The 19,070-nt window shown below is 64.7% G+C and carries 15 protein-coding genes; 8 read left to right on the top strand and 7 right to left on the bottom strand.

Annotated elements, in window-relative coordinates; genetic code table 11:
* Nucleotides 1–53: 53 nt before the first annotated feature.
* Nucleotides 54–845: a WecB/TagA/CpsF family glycosyltransferase gene (locus V8U06_RS10465; protein ID WP_427140564.1), complete on the bottom strand. Its 792-nt coding sequence runs from the start codon at nucleotides 843–845 to the stop codon at nucleotides 54–56.
* Between the two features lie 328 nt (nucleotides 846–1,173).
* Here V8U06_RS10465 and folD point away from each other — a divergent pair, with 328 nt between their 5' ends.
* Nucleotides 1,174–2,064: a bifunctional methylenetetrahydrofolate dehydrogenase/methenyltetrahydrofolate cyclohydrolase FolD gene (gene folD / locus V8U06_RS10470; RefSeq protein WP_427140565.1), complete on the top strand. Its 891-nt coding sequence runs from the start codon at nucleotides 1,174–1,176 to the stop codon at nucleotides 2,062–2,064.
* A gap of 106 nt (nucleotides 2,065–2,170) precedes the next feature.
* On the opposite strand, the gene V8U06_RS10475 is transcribed toward folD, so the two are convergent.
* The gene (locus V8U06_RS10475; protein WP_226920394.1) at nucleotides 2,171–3,196 is read right to left on the bottom strand and encodes a substrate-binding domain-containing protein; all 1,026 of its coding nucleotides are present in this window, start codon (nucleotides 3,194–3,196) and stop codon (nucleotides 2,171–2,173) included.
* A gap of 328 nt (nucleotides 3,197–3,524) precedes the next feature.
* On the opposite strand from V8U06_RS10475, the gene V8U06_RS10480 reads away from it, so the two are divergent.
* The 6 genes from V8U06_RS10480 (at nucleotide 3,525) to V8U06_RS10505 (ending at nucleotide 10,463) form a co-directional block, all read left to right on the top strand.
* Nucleotides 3,525–4,865, top strand: a complete 1,341-nt coding sequence (locus V8U06_RS10480; RefSeq protein WP_427140615.1) for an ABC transporter substrate-binding protein — start codon at nucleotides 3,525–3,527, stop codon at nucleotides 4,863–4,865.
* 134 nt (nucleotides 4,866–4,999) lie between these two features.
* Nucleotides 5,000–6,010, top strand: a complete 1,011-nt coding sequence (locus V8U06_RS10485) for a carbohydrate ABC transporter permease (RefSeq protein WP_427140566.1) — start codon at nucleotides 5,000–5,002, stop codon at nucleotides 6,008–6,010.
* A 1-nt stretch (nucleotide 6,011) separates the two neighbouring features.
* Entirely contained in the window at nucleotides 6,012–7,157 is a 1,146-nt protein-coding gene (locus V8U06_RS10490) for a carbohydrate ABC transporter permease (protein WP_427140567.1), read from the top strand.
* 25 nt (nucleotides 7,158–7,182) lie between these two features.
* Nucleotides 7,183–8,835 (top strand): alpha-glucosidase, encoded by a 1,653-nt coding sequence (locus V8U06_RS10495; RefSeq protein ID WP_427140568.1) that lies wholly within the window; start codon nucleotides 7,183–7,185, stop codon nucleotides 8,833–8,835.
* Between the two features lie 21 nt (nucleotides 8,836–8,856).
* Complete coding sequence (locus tag V8U06_RS10500; RefSeq protein ID WP_427140569.1) at nucleotides 8,857–9,948, top strand: ABC transporter ATP-binding protein; 1,092 nt, start codon at nucleotides 8,857–8,859, stop codon at nucleotides 9,946–9,948.
* A 101-nt stretch (nucleotides 9,949–10,049) separates the two neighbouring features.
* Entirely contained in the window at nucleotides 10,050–10,463 is a 414-nt protein-coding gene (locus V8U06_RS10505; RefSeq protein ID WP_427140570.1) for a hypothetical protein, read from the top strand.
* A 125-nt stretch (nucleotides 10,464–10,588) separates the two neighbouring features.
* On the opposite strand, the gene edd is transcribed toward V8U06_RS10505, so the two are convergent.
* From edd to V8U06_RS10530, 5 genes are all read right to left on the bottom strand, one after another.
* Entirely contained in the window at nucleotides 10,589–12,409 is a 1,821-nt protein-coding gene (gene edd / locus V8U06_RS10510) for a phosphogluconate dehydratase (protein WP_427140571.1), read from the bottom strand.
* A gap of 122 nt (nucleotides 12,410–12,531) precedes the next feature.
* Nucleotides 12,532–13,230, bottom strand: a complete 699-nt coding sequence (gene pgl, locus V8U06_RS10515) for a 6-phosphogluconolactonase (RefSeq protein ID WP_427140572.1) — start codon at nucleotides 13,228–13,230, stop codon at nucleotides 12,532–12,534.
* 9 nt (nucleotides 13,231–13,239) lie between these two features.
* Nucleotides 13,240–14,712 (bottom strand): glucose-6-phosphate dehydrogenase, encoded by a 1,473-nt coding sequence (gene zwf / locus V8U06_RS10520; protein WP_427140573.1) that lies wholly within the window; start codon nucleotides 14,710–14,712, stop codon nucleotides 13,240–13,242.
* A gap of 95 nt (nucleotides 14,713–14,807) precedes the next feature.
* Nucleotides 14,808–16,091 (bottom strand): NAD(P)/FAD-dependent oxidoreductase, encoded by a 1,284-nt coding sequence (locus tag V8U06_RS10525; RefSeq protein ID WP_427140574.1) that lies wholly within the window; start codon nucleotides 16,089–16,091, stop codon nucleotides 14,808–14,810.
* 95 nt (nucleotides 16,092–16,186) lie between these two features.
* Nucleotides 16,187–17,626, bottom strand: a complete 1,440-nt coding sequence (locus V8U06_RS10530; protein WP_427140575.1) for a glutamine synthetase family protein — start codon at nucleotides 17,624–17,626, stop codon at nucleotides 16,187–16,189.
* 170 nt (nucleotides 17,627–17,796) lie between these two features.
* Between V8U06_RS10530 and V8U06_RS10535 the strand changes: the two genes are divergently transcribed.
* Nucleotides 17,797–18,978 (top strand): NAD(P)/FAD-dependent oxidoreductase, encoded by a 1,182-nt coding sequence (locus tag V8U06_RS10535; protein WP_427140576.1) that lies wholly within the window; start codon nucleotides 17,797–17,799, stop codon nucleotides 18,976–18,978.
* Nucleotides 18,979–19,070: the final 92 nt, after the last annotated feature.

Here is a 19,070-nt window from a genome sequence, read left to right on the forward strand (position 1 = left end):
TGTTTTCGTTTGTCTCTTCGGGAAAACCGGTTCCCACTTTTCCCTGACAAACTCTAGCGCGCGCCGGCCTTTGCCGTTGCGGCGAGCACGGGCAGGGGACGCCGGCCGGAGAGCTTGTGACGCAGCACATGATAGAGGAAGCGCACATTGGCCAGGCCAGGCTCGCTGAACAGGAACCGGCGAAGCCCGTCGAAGCGGCGCTTGCGCACGCCGAGCGGCACACGGTAGGTCTCGTCCACCAGCGCCTCGAAGAGGCCGCCGACGCTGAGCACCAGCCGCGCATGACCCGGGCCGACATGGCGGTCGATCCACTTTTCCTGCGCGGGGCTGCCCATCGAGACGAGAAGGATATCCACCTTCGCCGCGCGCACGCGCTCCATGACTGAATCGGATTGGGCGGGATCGAAGGCGCCATCGGCGATCGGCACGATCTCGTGCCAGGGCGCGTGCCGGCGCAGCGCCTCGGCCGCCGCGATCAGCATCGACTCTTCGCCGCCGATCAGCGCCACGCGCATGGGGCGGGTGAGATAGGTCAGAAGCGCCGGCACGAAGGCCGTGCCGCTGAGATTTGCCGGAAACGACCGGCCATGGAACAGCCGGGAGGCAAGGTCGATGCCCTCGCCGTCGGGCAGCACGATCTGGCGTTCCAGCACGGCGCGATAGTCCGCATCCCGCATCATCCGGTTGCCGTTCTGTGCGGTCAGGAAGGCGATGACGCTCTGTCCGAAAGGCATCGTCGCCACCTCCTCGACAAAGGCGAAGGTATCGGCCCAGCCGAGGTCGCAGACCGGCAGGCCGAGAATATCCCGTTGCGAGGCGATGATGTTGCCTGACACGAAGGCCATGCGCATTCCTTCCTTTGCGACTTCTTCGTCTTTCTCTAGCAAGTCCGGCTGAAAGGCCGTTTAAGGATTTCCGGAAAAGCCGAGGCGCGATTTTCATCCTTCGCTAACCATGCGGTTCAAGCGGCTGGAAAACGGCACTTTCTCCATGATTTTCCCCACCCCAGCCCGTCGTCTCCGGTTGAAAAAATCCGGGGTCTTTCGGCCAAGGAGGGCGGGCTTTGGCCATCGCCGCTTGAAATTATGTGTTTTGGACAGCATAGGGCGTTAAAAGGCCATTCGCCGTCCGGGCAGGCCGCTAGAGTGACGCCATGCATTCAGGGAGAGAAATGTGACCACTGTTATCGATGGGAAGCAGGTTGCCGCTTCCGTGATTGAGGCCGTGAAGTCGGCCACGACAGCCCTGGAAAAGGACGCGGGCGTCAAGCCCGGCCTTGCCGTCGTCATCGTCGGCGATGATCCGGCGAGCCACGCCTATGTCGGCGCCAAGAGCCGTATGTCGAAGGAATGCGGCTTCACCTCCATCCAGCACACGCTGCCCGAGGAGACGACGCAGGAAGAACTCGCCCGCCTCGTCGAGACGCTGAATGGCGATGACAGCATCCACGGCATCCTCGTCCAGCTTCCGCTGCCCAAGCATCTCGATTCCGATCCGATCATCCAGTCGATCAAGCCGGAGAAGGACGTCGACGGCCTGCATGTCGTCAATGCCGGCAAGGTCGCGACGGGCGATCTCGACGGCGGCCTCGTTTCCTGCACGCCGGCGGGCGCCATGGTCTTCGTGCGCCGCACCCATGGCAACGACCTTTCCGGTCTCAATGCCGTGGTGATCGGCCGGTCCAACCTCTTCGGCAAGCCGATGTCGGCCCTGCTGCTCGCCGCCAATGCGACGGTGACGACCGCCCATTCGCGCACCAAGGATCTCGCGGACGTCTGCCGCAACGCCGATATTCTCGTGGCTGCCGTCGGCCGCGCGGAAATGGTGAAGGCCGACTGGGTGAAACCCGGCGCGACCGTCATCGATGTCGGCATCAACCGCATCACCACGGCCGAAGGCAAGTCGCGCCTCGTCGGCGATGTCGCCTTCGAGGAATGCGCAAAGGTCGCCGGCGTCATCACGCCGGTTCCGGGCGGCGTCGGCCCGATGACCATCGCCATGCTGATGGCCAACACCGTCATCGCCGCCTACCGCAAGGCCGGTCGCACGCCGCCGAAGTTCTGAGCGCGGTAGCGCTTCGCCGCCCTCCCGATCGTCATGGCCGGGCTTGATCCGGCCATCCGCCTTCGTCCAGGGCGGCCAGTGCAGCAAGCGCCCCACGGGCGCTTTCTCATTTTCCCGGCGCCGGCCCCGTCGAGGCGCGCACGATAAGATCGGTCTTCCAGAGCTCCTGCTGCGGCAGGGTTTCCAGCTCGAGGATGCCGGCGATGAGCCGGCGGGCGATGCGCTGGCCCGCGGCGCGCAGCGACGACCGGGTCGTCGTCAGCGGCACCATGAAATTCTCCGGCTTCAGCATCGGCAGCACGTCGTCATGGGCGATGAGCGAAATATCCGCGCCGAGTTTCAATCCCGCCTGGCTGATCGCCCGCACCGCGCCGAGCGCCAGCACGGTGCTCGAACACAGCACCGCCGTCGGCGGCGTTTCGAGCTGGAGGAAGCGCTGCATCGCGCGGAACCCGTGCTCGTCCGTCATCTGCGAATGCTGGACGCATTCCTCGCGCAGTTCGAGCCCGTGTTCGGCAAGCGCGCGCACGGTGCCCTTCTTGCGGCGGATCGCGAAGGCAAGGTTTTCCGGGCCGTTGAGGAGGGCGAACTGCCGGTGGCCGAGCTGCGCCAGCAGGCGCGCAGCATCGTAGAAGGCGCCGGTATTGTCGATATCCACGAAGGGATAATCCGTCGGCACGCCGATCGAGCGGCCATGCACGACGAAGGGCATCTTCAGCGATTTCATCATGGCGATGCGCGGATCCTTCTCGCGCATATAGGCCAGGAACAGCGCATCCACATTGCCGCTCGCCACCAGCCGGCGGCAGGTCGCCGCCTCGTCTTCCGGGTGGCTCGGATTGATGACGAAATGGAAGTCGTGTTTGACGGCCTCGTCGCCAAGACCCGCCAGGAACTCGCCGAAATGCACGTCGGAGTCGATGCCGTCGGCGGTCGGCATGACGAGACCGATGGAGCCCGCCCTGCCGGTGGCAAGGCGCTGGGCGGCGCGGTTGGGACGGTAGCCCGTCTCCCGCACGGCATCGAGCACGCGCTGGCGCGTCTCGGCATTGACCTCCGGATAGCCGTTCAGCGCCCTGCTGACGGTTGTCTGCGAGAGGCCCAGCAATTGCGATAACTGCTTGAGATTCACATGCTTAGCTTTCTTGAATTTCTAAAAGCGCTTTGGATGATTGGTCCCTGTTCCCTGATTTTGGTTCCAAAGCGTTTTGGCATCTAACATCAGCAAATCATGGAGGAAAAGCAGGATTTGATCATTTTGCGCCGCAAAACTACGCTGCACTGCGTCAGAAACGGCGTTTTGCGCCCAAATGATTTGGAGGGTCTTGACGAAGGCGCGGGGGAAATGGGATGAAAGGAAATCCAAAGCGCTTTGAATTTTGGGCTATTTTAGAGACTGCCTGCTCCGGGAGAGGGCGGGTCTGCCATGGGAGGCAAATCACGTGAAAAAGACATTGCTGATGACGGCCGCGCTCGCTCTTTTCATGGCGGGTGGCGCTGCTGCTGCCGATTTGAAGTTCAAGCCCGGTGAGGATTCCAAGTTCAACTGGCAGAGCTTCGAGGACTTCAAGAAGGGTCATGACCTGAAGGGCCAGACGCTGACCATTTTCGGCCCCTGGCGCGGCGAGGACGAGGCGCTGTTCAAGATCGTCTATGCCTATTTCAGCGAGGCGACGGGCGTCGAGATCAAGTATTCCTCCTCTGAAAACTACGAGCAGCAGATCGTCATCGACACGCAGGCCGGTAGCCCGCCTGACGTCGCCATCCTGCCGCAGCCCGGCCTGATCGCCGACCTTGCCTCCAAGGGGTACCTCACGCCGCTCGGCGACGAGACCAGGCAGTGGTTGCTCGACAACTATGCCGCCGGCCAGTCCTGGGTCGATCTTTCGACCTACAAGGGCAAGGACGGCAATGCCGCGCTCTATGCCTTCCCCTACAAGATCGACGTGAAGTCGCTCGTCTGGTACGTGCCCGAAAACTTCGAGGACGCCGGTTACGAAGTGCCGAAGACCATGGAAGACCTGAAGGCGCTGACGGAAAAGATCGTCGCCGACGGCGGCACGCCCTGGTGCATCGGTCTCGGTTCGGGCGGCGCCACCGGTTGGCCGGCGACCGACTGGGTCGAAGACCTGATGCTGCGCACCGCGTCGCCGGAAACCTACGACAAGTGGGTGAAGAACGAGATCCCCTTCACCGACCCGGCCGTGGTCGGCGCGCTGGACGAGTTCGGCTGGTTCGCCAAGAACGACACGTTCGTCGATGGCGGCGCGGCGGCCGTTGCCTCCACCGACTTCCGCGACAGCCCGAAGGGCCTCTTCGCCTCGCCGCCGAAGTGCTACCTGCACCATCAGGCCTCGTTCATCCCGTCCTTCTTCCCGGAAGGCACGGTTGTCGGCGAGGATGCGGACTTCTTCTACATGCCGCCCTATGCCAGCAAGCCGGAACTCGGCAATCCCGTGCTCGGCGCCGGCACGCTCGCCATGATCACCAAGGACACGCCGGCCGCGCGCGCCTTCATCGAGTTCCTCAAGACGCCGATCGCCCATGAGGTCTGGATGGCGCAGACGAGCTTCCTGACGCCCTACAAGAGCGCCAACAAGGATGCCTACGCCAATGCGCCGATGAAGAAGCAGGGCGAGATTCTGTTGAACTCCACGACCTTCCGCTTCGACGGTTCGGACCTGATGCCGGGCAAGATCGGTGCGGGCGCGTTCTGGACGGGCATGGTCGACTTCGTCGGCGGCAAGTCCGCGGCCGACGTGGCCGACGGTGTCCAGAAGGCCTGGGACGCCATCAAGTAATCTCCACTGAACCGGCCGGCACCGCCGGCCGGTTTTCAAGAGCATGCGAAAGTGCAGCCGGACCATGCGGTGAGAGCCGCGTGAACGATCGATGCACCCGAGAGGGTGGGGTGCATTCCTGGGGAGGGACCGCCATGCCGCAATTGTTATTCGCCGTTTCCACGATGGTCGGAGGCGTTCTCGCCTGTGTCGTCTATTTCTTCGGAACGAACTGGCTGCTCGACAGGATATTCCCCTCCAAGGGGCTGGTGGGTGCTGAGGCATCCCGTAATCTTCGGCTTACCAATGCCATCCGTCCCTGGCTGTTCATGGCGCCGGCGCTCTTCGCGCTCGCCATCTATCTGGTCTATCCGGTTTTCGAGTCCGTGCGGCTTTCCTTCCTCGATCGCTCCGGCCAGCAGTTCGTCGGTTTCAGCAATTATGTCTGGATGCTGGGCGATGGCGAATTCCGCCAGTCGATCTTCAACAATTTCCTCTGGCTCCTCGTGGTGCCGGCGCTCTCCACCTTCTTCGGCCTCGTGATCGCCGCGCTGACCGACCGCATCTGGTGGGGCAATATCGCGAAAACCCTGATCTTCATGCCGATGGCGATCTCCTTCGTCGGCGCCGCCGTCATCTGGAAATTCGTCTACGACTTCCGTTCCGAGGGGTCCGAGCAGATCGGCATCCTCAACGCCATCGTCGTCGCCTTCGGCGGCACGCCCGAGGCGTGGATGACCATTCCCTTCTGGAACAACTTCTTCCTGATGGTCATCCTGATCTGGATCCAGACCGGCTTTGCCATGGTCATCCTTTCCGCCGCCCTGCGCGGCATCCCGGAGGAGACAATCGAAGCGGCCGTCATCGACGGGGCGAACGGTTTCCAGATCTTCTTCAAGATCATGGTGCCGCAGATCTGGGGCACGATCGCCGTCGTCTGGACGACGATCACCATCCTCGTCCTCAAGGTCTTCGACATCGTGCTGGCGATGACCAACGGCCAGTGGCAAACGCAGGTTCTGGCGAACCTGATGTTCGACTGGATGTTCCGCGGCGGCGGCGATTTCGGGCGTGGCGCGGCGATTGCCGTCGTCATCATGATCCTCGTCATCCCGATCATGATCTGGAACATCCGCAACGCCACCAAGGAAATGGAAGGCCACTGAGATGATCGCCTCGTCCCGTTCGCCGCTCACCATCGTCGTCCATCTTTCCGTCCTGCTGCTCGTCGCGCTCTGGACCCTGCCGACCGCGGGCCTCCTCATCTCCTCGCTGCGCGACAAGGACCAGCTCGCCGTTTCCGGCTGGTGGACCGCCCTTTCCACCTCCTCGCAGAACCTCACGGGACGCGCGGCGTCGCCCGAGGCGCAGGTCGAGAAGGACGGCAAGTTCGTCATCACGGGGGATCTGCTGGAAGGGGGCGACGCCAAGGTCTCCGCCTTCGGCTTCCGTCCCCTGCAGCCCGCCGCCTTCGAGGCCGGCAAGGCGGCCGATATCGGCGACGGCCAGACGCTGACCGTCAACGAGGACGGCAGCTACGAGATCGTCTCGCCGACGAAGATGGAGGGCACGCGCGGCCAGCGCATCTTCTACACCGCCTCCGTGCCGCCGCGCTTCACGCTCGACAATTATCGTGAAGTCCTCAGCGCCGCCGGCATCGGCTCCTCCTTCCTCAACTCGCTGACGGTGGCGATCCCCTCGACGATCATCCCGATCCTCGTCGCCGCCTTTTGCGCCTATGCGCTCGCCTGGATGCCGTTCCCCGGCCGGGCGATCCTGATCGCGGTCATCGTCGGCCTGCTCGTCGTGCCGTTGCAGATGTCGCTGATCCCGCTGCTCCGGCTCTATAACGGCGTCGGCGCCTTCTTCGGCGTGCCGGCCAAGACCTATGTCGGCATCTGGCTCGCCCATATGGGCTTCGGCCTGCCGCTTGCGGTCTACCTGCTGCGCAACTACATGGCCGGCCTGCCGCGCGAGATCATGGAATCGGCCCGCGTCGACGGCGCATCCGACTTCGACATCTTCGTGAAGATCATCCTGCCGCTGTCCTTCCCGGCACTCGCTTCCTTCGCCATCTTCCAGTTCCTGTGGACCTGGAACGACCTGCTCGTCGCCATGGTCTTCCTCGGCACGGGCAATGACGAACTGGTCCTGACCGGGCGTCTCGTGAACCTGCTCGGCTCGCGCGGCGGCAACTGGGAAATCCTCACGGCCTCCGCCTTCATCACCATCGTGGTCCCCCTCATCGTCTTCTTCAGCCTGCAGCGCTACCTGGTGCGCGGCCTGCTGGCGGGGTCGGTCAAGGGCGGCTGAGACAACTTCGATACAGGAAACAGGAATGACGACGTTGGATTCCACTCTTCTCACGCCGGACAAGGACTGGTGGCGCGGCGCGGTGATCTACCAGATCTACCCGCGCTCCTTCCAGGACACCAATGGCGACGGGATCGGCGACCTCAGGGGCATCACCGAGCGGCTCGCCCATGTCGCCTCGCTCGGTGTGGACGCGATCTGGATTTCGCCCTTCTTCACCTCGCCGATGAAGGATTTCGGCTACGACGTTTCGGATTACCAGGACGTCGATCCGATCTTCGGCGTGCTGGCCGATTTCGATGCGCTGATCGCCGAGGCGCATCGCCTCAACATTCGCGTCATGATCGACCTCGTTCTGTCGCACACCTCCGACAAGCATCCCTGGTTCGTCGAAAGCCGCTCGCGCCGCACGAACCCCAAGGCGGACTGGTATGTCTGGGCCGATTCCAAGCCGGACGGAACGCCGCCGAACAACTGGCTGTCGATCTTCGGCGGCTCGGCCTGGCAGTGGGATCCGACGCGCCTGCAATATTACATGCACAACTTCCTGACCTCGCAACCGGACCTCAACCTGCACAATCCGGAGGTTCAGGACGCGCTGCTCTCGGTCGCCCGCTTCTGGCTGGAGCGCGGCGTCGACGGTTTCCGCCTCGACACGATCAACTTCTACTTCCACGACAAGGACCTGCGCGACAACCCGTCGCTCGCCCCCGAGCGCCGCAACGCGCAGACGGCGCCTGCCGTGAACCCCTACAACTATCAGGAACATCTCTACGACAAGAACCAGCCGGAGAACCTGGACTTCCTCAAGCGTTTCCGCGCGGTGATGGAAGAGTTTCCGGCCATCGCGGCCGTCGGCGAAGTGGGCGACAGCCAGCGGGGCCTGGAGATCGCCGGCGAATACACTTCCGGCGGCGACAAGATGCACATGTGCTACGCCTTCGAGTTCCTGGCCCCCGATCCGCTGACGCCGGCCTTCGTGGCCGAGACGCAGCGCGCGCTGGAAAAGGCCGCGCCCGAGGGCTGGGTCTGCTGGGCCTTCTCGAACCATGACGTGATGCGCCATGTCAGCCGCTGGGGCAATGCCGTTACCGACCACGACGCCCATGCCAAGCTGCTCGCCAGCCTTCTCATGTCGCTGCGCGGCTCGGTCTGCATCTACCAGGGCGAGGAACTGGCCCTGCCGGAGGCCGAGCTTGCCTACGAGGATCTGCAGGATCCCTATGGCATCCAGTTCTGGCCGGACTTCAAGGGCCGCGACGGTTGCCGCACGCCGATGGTCTGGGACGGCCGCCAGCAAGCCGGCGGCTTCAGCCTCGGCAAGCCCTGGCTGCCGGTGCCGGATGTCCACCTCGAGCGCGCGGTGAGCGTACAGGACGGCGACGAGGCCTCGGTGCTGGCGCATTACCGCCGCTTCCTCGCCTTCCGCAAGGAGCATGCGGCGCTGGTCAAGGGCGAGATCGAATTCCATGCCGCCGAGGGCGCGATCCTCTCCTTCGTGCGCACACACGGCAACGAGAAGGTGTTCTGCGCTTTCAACATGAGCCCGATCGCCCGCCTTGCCGACCTGCCGTCCGGCACGCTGGAGGCGCTGGAGGGCCATGGTTTCGGCAGCGTGATGCATGAGGAAAATATCGAACTTCCGGCCTGGAGCGGGTTCTTCGCCCGCTTTGCCTAACACGTTACAGGGGAGAGAGACATGACAGGGCTGGTTCTGAAGGATATCCGCAAGTCCTACGGCTCGGTGAACGTGATCCACGGCATCGACCTCGATATCAAGCAAGGCGAGTTCATCGTCTTCGTCGGCCCCTCCGGCTGCGGGAAGTCGACCCTCCTGCGCATGATCGCGGGTCTGGAGGAGATCACCGGCGGCGACATGACGATCGATGGCGAGCGCGTCAACGACGTGCCGCCCTCCAAGCGCGGCATCGCCATGGTGTTCCAGTCCTACGCGCTCTACCCGCACATGACGGTCTACGACAACATGGCCTTCGGCATGCGGATCGCGGGAGAAAGCAAGGAGGAGATCGACCGCCGGGTGCGCTCGGCCGCCGATATCCTCCAGCTCACCAAATATCTCGAACGCCTGCCCAAGGCGCTCTCGGGCGGCCAGCGCCAGCGCGTCGCCATCGGCCGCGCCATCTGCCGCAACCCGAAGGTCTTCCTCTTCGACGAGCCGCTGTCCAACCTCGATGCGGCGCTGCGCGTCGCCACGCGCATCGAGATCGCCAAGCTCAACGAGCAGATGGCCGATACGACGATGATCTACGTGACGCATGACCAGGTGGAGGCGATGACGCTCGCCGACCGTATCGTCGTGCTGTCGGCCGGCCATATCGAGCAGGTCGGTCCGCCACTGGAACTCTATGAGCGTCCGGCCAATCTCTTCGTCGCCCGCTTCATCGGCTCGCCGGCCATGAACATCATTCCGGCGAAGATCACGGCCGCCGGCGAAACGACCGCGCTGGAGCTGACCGGCGGGCGCACCTGCGGCGTCGGCATCGCGACGTCGGCCTCGGAAGTGGGCAAGACGGCGAGCTTCGGCGTGCGGCCCGAGGACCTGCAGATCACCAGCGGCGAGGACTTCCTCTTCGAGGGCACGGTCGCCATCGTCGAGGCGCTGGGCGAGGTGACGCTGCTCTATATCGACGGTCTGGTGCAGGGCGAGCCGATCATCGCGAAGATCCCCGGCATCCTCGACGTCAAGCGCGGCGAGAGGGTGCGCTTCACGGCGGACCGGGCGAAGCTGCATCTCTTCGATGCCGCCGGAAAGAGCTATCGCACAGCCTGATTTCGGGGGGCGGCGGCAGGATTTCGCCCCGCCGCTCAACCCGATGTTAAGCACTCGTCCCTAGGCTTTCTGCGGAAATTGAAAGTGCCGGGGGCAAGCAGATGCGTTTTCAGGATCAAGGGCCGCGAGGCAGCTACCTGAACAAGGAAGAGTCCTTCATGTATGACCGGGAAAAGAGTTTCCCGATGGAGGACACCTGCAACGAGGCGCGCATCGAGTTCACCGAGAGTGGCGGTCTCGTCAATCTCGTCTCGCGCCGTGGCGTGATCGTCAAGCTGTCCCGCAGCGGCGCCGTCATCACCATGACGACGAAGTTCCAGCTGCCGCGCAACTTCTATCTCGACATCGTCAGCGCTCGCCTGCCGATGATCGGCTGCCTGACGCAACGCGTCTATCCCAACGACGTGGTCGAAGCCCGCTTCCTGCGCATGCTCTCCGACAAGGACCTGCAGCGCATCTTCGTCTACTCGACCCATCGCAATCACCAGGGCCGGACGCTGGACATCTATAGCTGAGACGAAAAGAGGGGCGCATGCCCCTCCGTCCGCGATCGATCGCCTGCTTTTCCGCCATCGTGCCCGGGCCTTGCCCGAGCAGGCGCCGGCGCGCGTGAAAATGGCCGCCTGAACGGCCGTCCGCCCTACGCGAAGAGCACGCTCGCCCCGTGGTCCGCCGGTCCCGCAATGGCGCGGAACGGGGCGAAGAGTTCGCGGCCCATGCCGAATTCGTTGCCGGAGAGATCGGCCGCTGCCTGTGGGCGGGCGGAAAATTCGGCGGCGTCGACCAGCACCTCGATCGTGCCATGGGTCGCGTCCAGCCGGATCATGTCGCCGTCGCGGATGCGGCCGATGGGACCGTTGTCGACCGCCTCGGGCGTCACATGGATCGCCGCCGGCACCTTGCCGGACGCGCCGGACATGCGACCGTCCGTCAGGAGCGCCACCTTCTGGCCGCGGTCCTGCAGGATGCCGAGCACGGTGGTCAGCTTGTGCAGCTCCGGCATGCCGTTGGCCTTCGGTCCCTGGAAGCGCACGACGGCGATGAAATCGCCCGTCAGCTCGCCGGCCTTGAAGGCGGCGTTGAGTTCGAGCTGGTCGTGGAAGACCTTGGCCGGCGCCTCGATGACGTGGCGTTCCGGCTTGACGGCGGAAATCTTGATCACGGCGCTGCCGATATTGCCGGTCAGCATCTTCAGGCCGCCCGTCGCCTGGAAGGGGGTCTCGATACTGGCGAGCACCTTCGGGTCGTGGCTGACCTTCGGTGCCGGCGCGCGGTGGACGGTGCCGTTCTCGCCAAGCTGCGGATCGATCGTATAGGCCTGGAGGCCCTGACCGTAGACGGTGCGCACGTCGTCATGCAGCATGCCGGTCTTCAGCAGTTCCTGGATGAGGAAGCCCATTCCGCCGGCGGCGTGGAAATGGTTCACGTCGGCAAGGCCGTTCGGATAGACGCGGGCAAGCAGCGGCACGACGTCGGAGAGCTCGGAAATATCCTTCCAGGTCAGCACGATGCCGGCGGCGCGCGCCATGGCGAGAAGGTGCAGCGTGTGGTTGGTCGAACCGCCCGTGGCATGCAGGCCCACCACGCCGTTGACGATGGAACGCTCGTCGATCATCTCGCCGGCAGGGGTGAACTCGTTGCCCTGCGCGGTGATGGCGAGCGCCCGCTTGGCGGCTTCCCTGGTCAGCGCGTCGCGCAGCGGCGTGCCGGGATTGATGAAGGAGGCGCCAGGCATGTGGAAACCCATGATCTCCATCAGCATCTGGTTGGAATTGGCCGTGCCGTAGAAGGTGCAGGTGCCGGGGCCGTGATAGGACTTGGATTCGGCTTCCAAGAGCTCTGCGCGGCCGACCTTGCCCTCGGCATAGAGCTGGCGCACGCGCGCCTTCTCGTCGTTCGGCAGGCCCGAGGTCATGGGGCCGGCCGGAATGAAGATGGCGGGCAGGTGGCCGAAGGTCAGCGCCGCGATCGTCAGGCCCGGCACGATCTTGTCGCAGACGCCGAGATAGACGACGGAATCGAACATGTTGTGCGACAGGCCGACGCCCGCCGCCATGGCGATCAGGTCGCGCGAGAAGAGCGACAGTTCCATGCCCGGCTGGCCCTGGGTGACGCCGTCGCACATGGCCGGCACGCCGCCGGCGACCTGCGCCACGCCGCCGGCTTCGCGCGCCGCTTCGCGGATCAGCGCCGGATAGGTCTCGAACGGCTGGTGGGCCGAGAGCATGTCGTTATAGGAGGTGATGATGCCGAGGTTCGGGACGCGGTCGCCGGCGAGCGCATCCTTCTCGGCGGGGGAACAGACGGCAAAGCCGTGCGCGAGGTTGCCGCAGGACAGCACGGCGCGGTGCACGCCCTTGGAGGCAGCGGCGCGCACACGCTCCAGATAGGGCTGGCGGTGCGGCTTGGAGCGTTCGACGATGCGGGCGGTGATGGCTTCGATGCGTTTGTCGGCGGACATGGGAGCTATCCTGACTTTCTCGATTGCAGTCTGGCACGGCAAGGCGAGCGGGAACGCTGCGCCCTCCGCGGGGAAACGGCGCCATGCGCCGGGGCATGTTCGGCTTCAGCCGGCTGGGCGCTTCAGGGCGCCCAGTAGATATCGACCGGCGTTGCCGCGCGCCGCAGAATGGCGCGGACCGGCATGTCGGTTTCCGGACCGTCGCCTTCCGCGGCGGCCAGCACGTCCTTCTTGCCCTGGCCCTCGATATGCAGCACCAGAAGGCGGGCATCCTGAAGGCTGGCGAAGGTGAAGGTGAGGCGGGGCTCGCCCGCGCCTTCGGCTTCCATGGTGATCACGCCGCGCGGCGTCTCGTCCGAGATCGCCTCGGCAAGACGGTTGCCGCCGGGGAAGAACGAAGCCGTGTGGCCGTCCGTTCCCATGCCGAGAATGGCGACGTCGAAGGGATGACCGAGGCTTTCGGCATCGGCGGAGACGATCCTCGCGGCCTCTTCCGCGCTGCCGGCCGCGCGATAGAGCGGCAGGAAGCCCGCCTCCTTCGCCTTGCCCTGCAGCAGGTTGTCGGCGACGAGCAGGTGGTTCGAGCGCGCATTGTCGGCCGGCACGAAGCGCTCGTCGACCAGCGTGATCGTCACCTTCGACCAGTCGAGGTCGCGACCGGACAGCGCCTTGAAGAAGGCCTTCGGCGTCGAGCCGCCGGAAACGGCGAGGGTGGCCTTGCCGCGGGCGGCGACGGCGTCGGCCAGCACGCCGGCAACCCGGTCCGCCAGGCTTTCGGCGAGCGTCGCGCCGTCCTTGAATTCATGCAGTCTCGCGCTCATCGGTCTTCCCTACGTTTCGTGCCAGGTACGGCCGTCGCGCTCGATGAGGGCGATGGACTGGCTCGGACCCCAGGTGCCGGCGGTGTAGCCCTGCGCCTGCTGGCCGGTCGCTTCCCAGGCCTTCAGGATCGGGTCGACCCAGCGCCATGCCGCTTCCACTTCGTCGCGGCGCATGAAGAGCGTCTGGTTGTTCCTGATGACGTCGAGCAGCAGGCGCTCGTAGGCGTCGGCATTGCGCGCGTCGAAGGCCTCGGCAAAGCTCATGTCGAGCGAGACGTTGCGCAGGCGCATGCCGCCCGGGCCGGGGTCCTTGATCATCAGCGACTGCTTGACGCCTTCGTCCGGCTGCAGGCGGATGATGAGCTGGTTCTGCTCGATGCGGCCGGCCGAGGGATCGAAGATCGAATGGGCGATCGGCTTGAAGGTGATGACGATCTCCGACATGCGCGTGGAAAGGCGCTTGCCGGTGCGGATGTAGAAGGGCACGCCCGACCAGCGCCAGTTGCCGATCTCGGCCTTGATGGCGACGAAGGTCTCGGTGTTGGAAACGCCGCCTTCCAGTTCCTCGAGATAGCCCTTGACCGGGCCGCCCGCGGACGCGCCGGCGCGGTACTGGCCGCGCACCGTCAGGCGCTCGACATTGTACTGGTCGATCGGCTTCAGCGCGCGCAGAACCTTCAGCTTCTCGTCGCGCACGGCTTCCGCATCCATGGAGGAGGGTACTTCCATCGCGACAAGGCAGAGCAGCTGGAGAATGTGGTTCTGCACCATGTCGCGCAGCGCGCCGGCCTTGTCATAGTAGCCGGCGCGGCTTTCGAGGCCGACGGATTCGGCGACGGTGATCTGCACGTGGTCGATATGGGCGGAGTTCCACAGCGGCTCGTAGAGCGCATTGGCAAAGCGCAGCGCCATCAGGTTCTGCACCGTCTCCTTGCCGAGATAGTGGTCGATGCGGAAGATCTGCTCTTCGCGGAAGACCTTGCCGATCGTGTTGTTCAGCTCGTTGGCCGAGGCAAGGTCGCGGCCGATGGGCTTTTCGACGACGATGCGGGTCTGCTTGGTGATGAGCTTGTGATCGCGGATCTTTTCCGAGATATCGCCGAAGATGGCCGGCGCGACGGCGAGGTAGAAGGCGCGCACGCGCTCCTTGCCCTCGTCGAGCAGGTCCTTCAGCTTGTCCCAGCCCTGGTCGGACTTGGCGTCCACGGCGACATAGAACAGCCGGTCGCAGAAGATGCGCACCTGCTCGTCCTCGAATTCGCCGGGCTTCAGGTGCTCCTTCAGCGCGTCGATGGCGAACTTGCGGTATTCCGCATCCGTGAAGGCGGTGCGCGACGCGCCGATGATGCGCGTCGGGTCGGAAAGCTGGCCGGCGAGCTGCCGGTGGTAGAGGGCCGGGAGGAGCTTGCGTTCCGCAAGATCGCCGGTTCCGCCGAAGACGACATAGTCGAAGGGTTCAACGGGAATGATCTGGCTGCTCATCGGATATCTCGATCTCGTTCAGTTGCCGGTGTTATAATCTAATCGATTTAAAAACGCCAGAGTGCAACGCAACGAAATCGAGATTTTCGTCCCGATCAGAGCCTGTCGCGCAGCGCGTACCAGGTCATGGCAAGGAACAGCAGCGGCGAGCGGAACCGCGCGCCACCCGGAAAGGCCGGTATTTTCAAGGCCTTGAGGTAGTCGAGTTCCGCGCTTCCGCCCGTGACGTCCTCGGCATAGAGCTTGCCGCAATAGTTCGACAGCATGACGCCGTGGCCTGAATAGCCGCCGATCGTCGTGATGCCGGGCATGACCTCGCGCACATAGGGCTTGCGCGGCATGGTGATGCCGACCGAGCCGCCCCAGGCATGGGTGAGCTCGATGCCCTTGAGTTCCGGATAGACCTCCTCGATCTGCCGGCGGATGGGCGGGGTCATGTCGTCGAGATTTTCCGAATAGGCCTCGCGCCCGCCGAACAGCAGCCGCCCGTCGCGGGTCTTGCGGAAGTAGCGCACGACGAACCGCGTGTCGGCGATGGCTTCGCCGCCGGGAATGACGGAGGGGAACTTGTCGAGCGGCACCGTCGCGCCGATGAAGGAGCGGATCGGCATGACATGCGCCGCCGTCTGCGGCTCCAGATCGCCGATATAGGCGTTGCAGCAGATCAGCGCCCGGTCGGCGCGGATCGTGCCGCGGGCGGTGGTGATGACGGCCTTGCCGCCCGCCCGGTCGATCTTGAGGGCGGCGGTCTTCTCGTGGAGGCTCGCGCCTGCGGCCCTCGCCGCACGGGCAACGCCGACGATGAGCTTCATCGGGTGGATATGGCCGGTGCCGGTATCGCGGATACCGAAGAAGAAGCGCTTCGAGCCGACGCGCTCCTCCGTTTCCGCGCGGTCCATGAAGCGCATATGCGGGTAGTCGTAGCGCGTAGCGGCGATCTCGATGTGGTCGCGGAAATCCTTCTCGTAGCTCGCCTTGTGGCTGACATTGAGCTGGCCGGGCACGTATTCGATGTCGAGGTTCTGGGCGCTGGCGAAATCGTGGATATGCTGCTTGGCGTTCTCCGCGAGACCGAACAGCGCCTTGGCGCGCTCATAGCCGAGCTCGGCCTCCAGTTCCTCCGCCTCGGCGCGCTGGCCGGTGCCGAGCTGGCCGCCGTTGCGGCCGGAGGCGCCGTCGCCGAAGCGGTGCGCCTCGATGAGCGTGACGCGCACGCCCTTCTTCGCAAGATTGTAGGCGGCCTGAAGGCCGGTGAAACCGCCGCCGACGATGGCGACATCGGTCTCGACGGAGCCGTCGAGAGGCGCATATTCGGGACGGTCTCCGACACTCGCCTCATACCAGGAGATGCCGGGAGAAATAGGGCTTTGCCAGGGCATTGCACACACTCGTAAACAAGAGGGTGCGGCGGCGCGCCGGGGCGCCGGCCGCTCTCAGGACTGGATCTCGTCAGGCGGCCCGGACCGCCGGCCGCTCAGACGTTGAGCAGCAGGAACTCGCGTTCCCAGGGGCTGATCACCTGCATGAAGGTCTCGAACTCGCCCCGCTTGACGCCGGAATAGAGGCCGATGAACTCGGCGCTCAGGACCTCGGCAAGCGCGGGATCGGATTCCAGCAGCGACACGGCCTCGAGCAGGCCGCGCGGCAGCTCGATCGATCCTTCGTTGGCGGTATCCTCCGTCGGGGCGGTCGGCTCGATCTGGTTCATGATGCCGAGCAGACCGCAGCCGAGCGAGGCCGCAAGCGCCAGATACGGATTGGCGTCCGAGCCCGGCAGGCGGTTCTCGACGCGCCGCGCCGCGGCGTCCGATACCGGCACGCGGAAGGCCGTCGTGCGGTTGTCGTAACCCCAGGCATTGTTTACCGGCGCCGACATGTCGGGCGTCAGGCGGCGATAGGAGTTCACATAGGGTGCCATCATCACCAGCGTCTTCGGCACATAGGCCTGCATGCCGCCGATGAAGTGGAAGAAATCCTTCGAGGCCGATCCGTCCGGATTGGAGAAGACGTTCTTGCCCGTCGCGATCTCCACCACGGACTGGTGGATATGCATGGCCGAACCCGCCTGGCCCTGCATGGGCTTGGCCATGAAGGTGGCGTAGATGCCGTGCTTCAGCGCCGCTTCGCGGATCGTGCGCTTGAACAGGAACACCTGGTCGGCAAGCTCGACGGGATCGCCGTGGCGCAGGTTGATTTCGAGCTGCGCGGGACCTTCCTCGTGGATCAGGGTGTCGATCTCGAGACCCTGCCGTTCGGAGAAGTGATAGATGTCGTCGATCAGTTCGTCGAACTCGTTGATGCCGGCGATGGAATAGCCCTGGCCGCCCTGGATGGACCGGCCGGACCGGCCCTTCGGCGGATGCAGCGGATAGTCCGGGTCGTCGTTGACGGCGACGAGGTAGAACTCGATCTCGGGCGCGACGACGGGCTTCCAGCCGCGGTCGCTATACATCTTCACGACGTTCTTCAGCACGTTGCGCGGCGTATAGGGCACGTTCTCGCCGGTCGAACCGACGATGTCGCAGATGACCTGCGCGGTCGGATCGGTTTCCCACGGCACGACGGAAAGCGTCGAAAGGTCCGGCAGAAGCTTGAGGTCGCTGTCGCGCGGCTCATAGCGGAAATTGCCGGTCTCTTCCGGGTAGTCGCCGGAAATCGTGTGACGGTAAAGCGCGGAAGGCAGGGCCAGAGACGTGTTCGAGGTGAACTTCGACGACGGCATCATCTTGCCGCGCGGCACCCCGGCGAGGTCGGGCGTGATGCATTCGATGTCTTCGATGCCGCGGGCGCGAAGCCAGTCTGCGGCGTCCTTCCAGGTCTTTACCCCGCGCGGCACGCTGATAGCGGGAGGGATTTTTGTGGAGCGTGCAGCTTTCTCGATAGTAGGGGTAACGACTTTCTTTTTGGACGGCATGAGACACCGGGTTTGGTTGACGATGGCGCCATCATAACCACAGTTTGAACCTTGGCTAGTTCCCCCCGGGGGGTAGAAATGCCGATTTCTTCAGGAAAATTAGTTTTCCCTGTCCCGATTGACTTTCGGCTGCGATGGCCGAAAGGAAAAGGCGAACGGGGATCGCATACGTGGCGGAACGGCAGGACGTCGTCATCATCGGGGCAGGCGCAGCAGGCATGATGTGCGCCATAGAGGCCGGCAGGCGGGGTCGCCGCGTGCTCGTCCTCGATCACGCGCGCGCCCCCGGCGAGAAGATCCGCATCTCCGGCGGCGGCCGCTGCAACTTCACCAATATCCATGCCGGCCCGAAGAATTTCCTCTCGGCCAATCCGCATTTCTGCAAGTCGGCGCTCGCCCGCTATACCCCGCGCGATTTCCTCGATCTCGTCGAGCGCCACCGCATCCCGTGGCATGAGAAGACGCTCGGCCAACTGTTCTGCGACAACTCTGCGAAGGACATCATCGCCATGCTGCTTGCCGAGATGAAGGCGGTGGGGGCGGAGCTCCGGCTCTCCACGCCCGTCGCGTCGGTCGAGCATGACGGCCATGCCTTCCGGGTCGTCACGGAAGCGGGCACGGTGGAAGCCGCCGCGCTGGCGGTCGCCACCGGCGGCAAGTCGATCCCGAAGATGGGCGCGACGGGCCTTGCCTATCGCATCGCCGAACAGTTCGGCCTGAAGGTCACGGAAACCCGCGCCGGCCTCGTGCCGCTGATGCTCGACCCTGCGACGCTCGCCGCCCATGAAGGCCTGCCGGGCGTTTCGGTCGATGTCGTCGCCCGCCACGGCAAGACGGAGTTCCGGGAAGCCGCGCTCTTCACGCATCGCGGCCTCAGCGGTCCCGCCATCCTGCAGATCTCCTCCTACTGGCGGGAGGGGGAGGAAATCGCCCTCCACATCCGGCCCGACGTGGATTTTGCCGCCGTCATCGCCGCGGCGCGAAAACAGAACGGCCGGCAGGCCCTGCAGACGGTGCTTGCCGAACACATGCCGAAGAAACTGGCGCAGCTTTTCGTCACCGATCTCGGCATCGACGGGCCGCTCGCCGAGCAACCGGGCAAGCGCATCGATGCGCTCGTCCAGCGCCTCAGGGACTGGCGGTTCCGCCCGCCGGGCTCCGAGGGCTACCGGACGGCCGAGGTCACGCTCGGCGGCGTCGACACGGCGTCGCTCGATTCCCGCACCATGGCGGCGAAGACGGTGCCGGGGCTCTATGTCATCGGCGAGGCGGTGGATGTGACGGGCTGGCTCGGCGGCTATAATTTCCAGTGGGCCTGGGCCTCCGGCCATGCGGCGGGCCAGGACGCCTGATTGGCGTCGCCGTCTTTACCGTCCTTTAAGATGTCGGGGCGGATGCTGGCCGACGTCGGCGTTTCCGGCCATCGGGCGGAGACAGCGTGACA

This window comes from Shinella sp. G-2 (assembly GCF_050172695.1).
Lineage (GTDB): Bacteria > Pseudomonadota > Alphaproteobacteria > Rhizobiales > Rhizobiaceae > Shinella.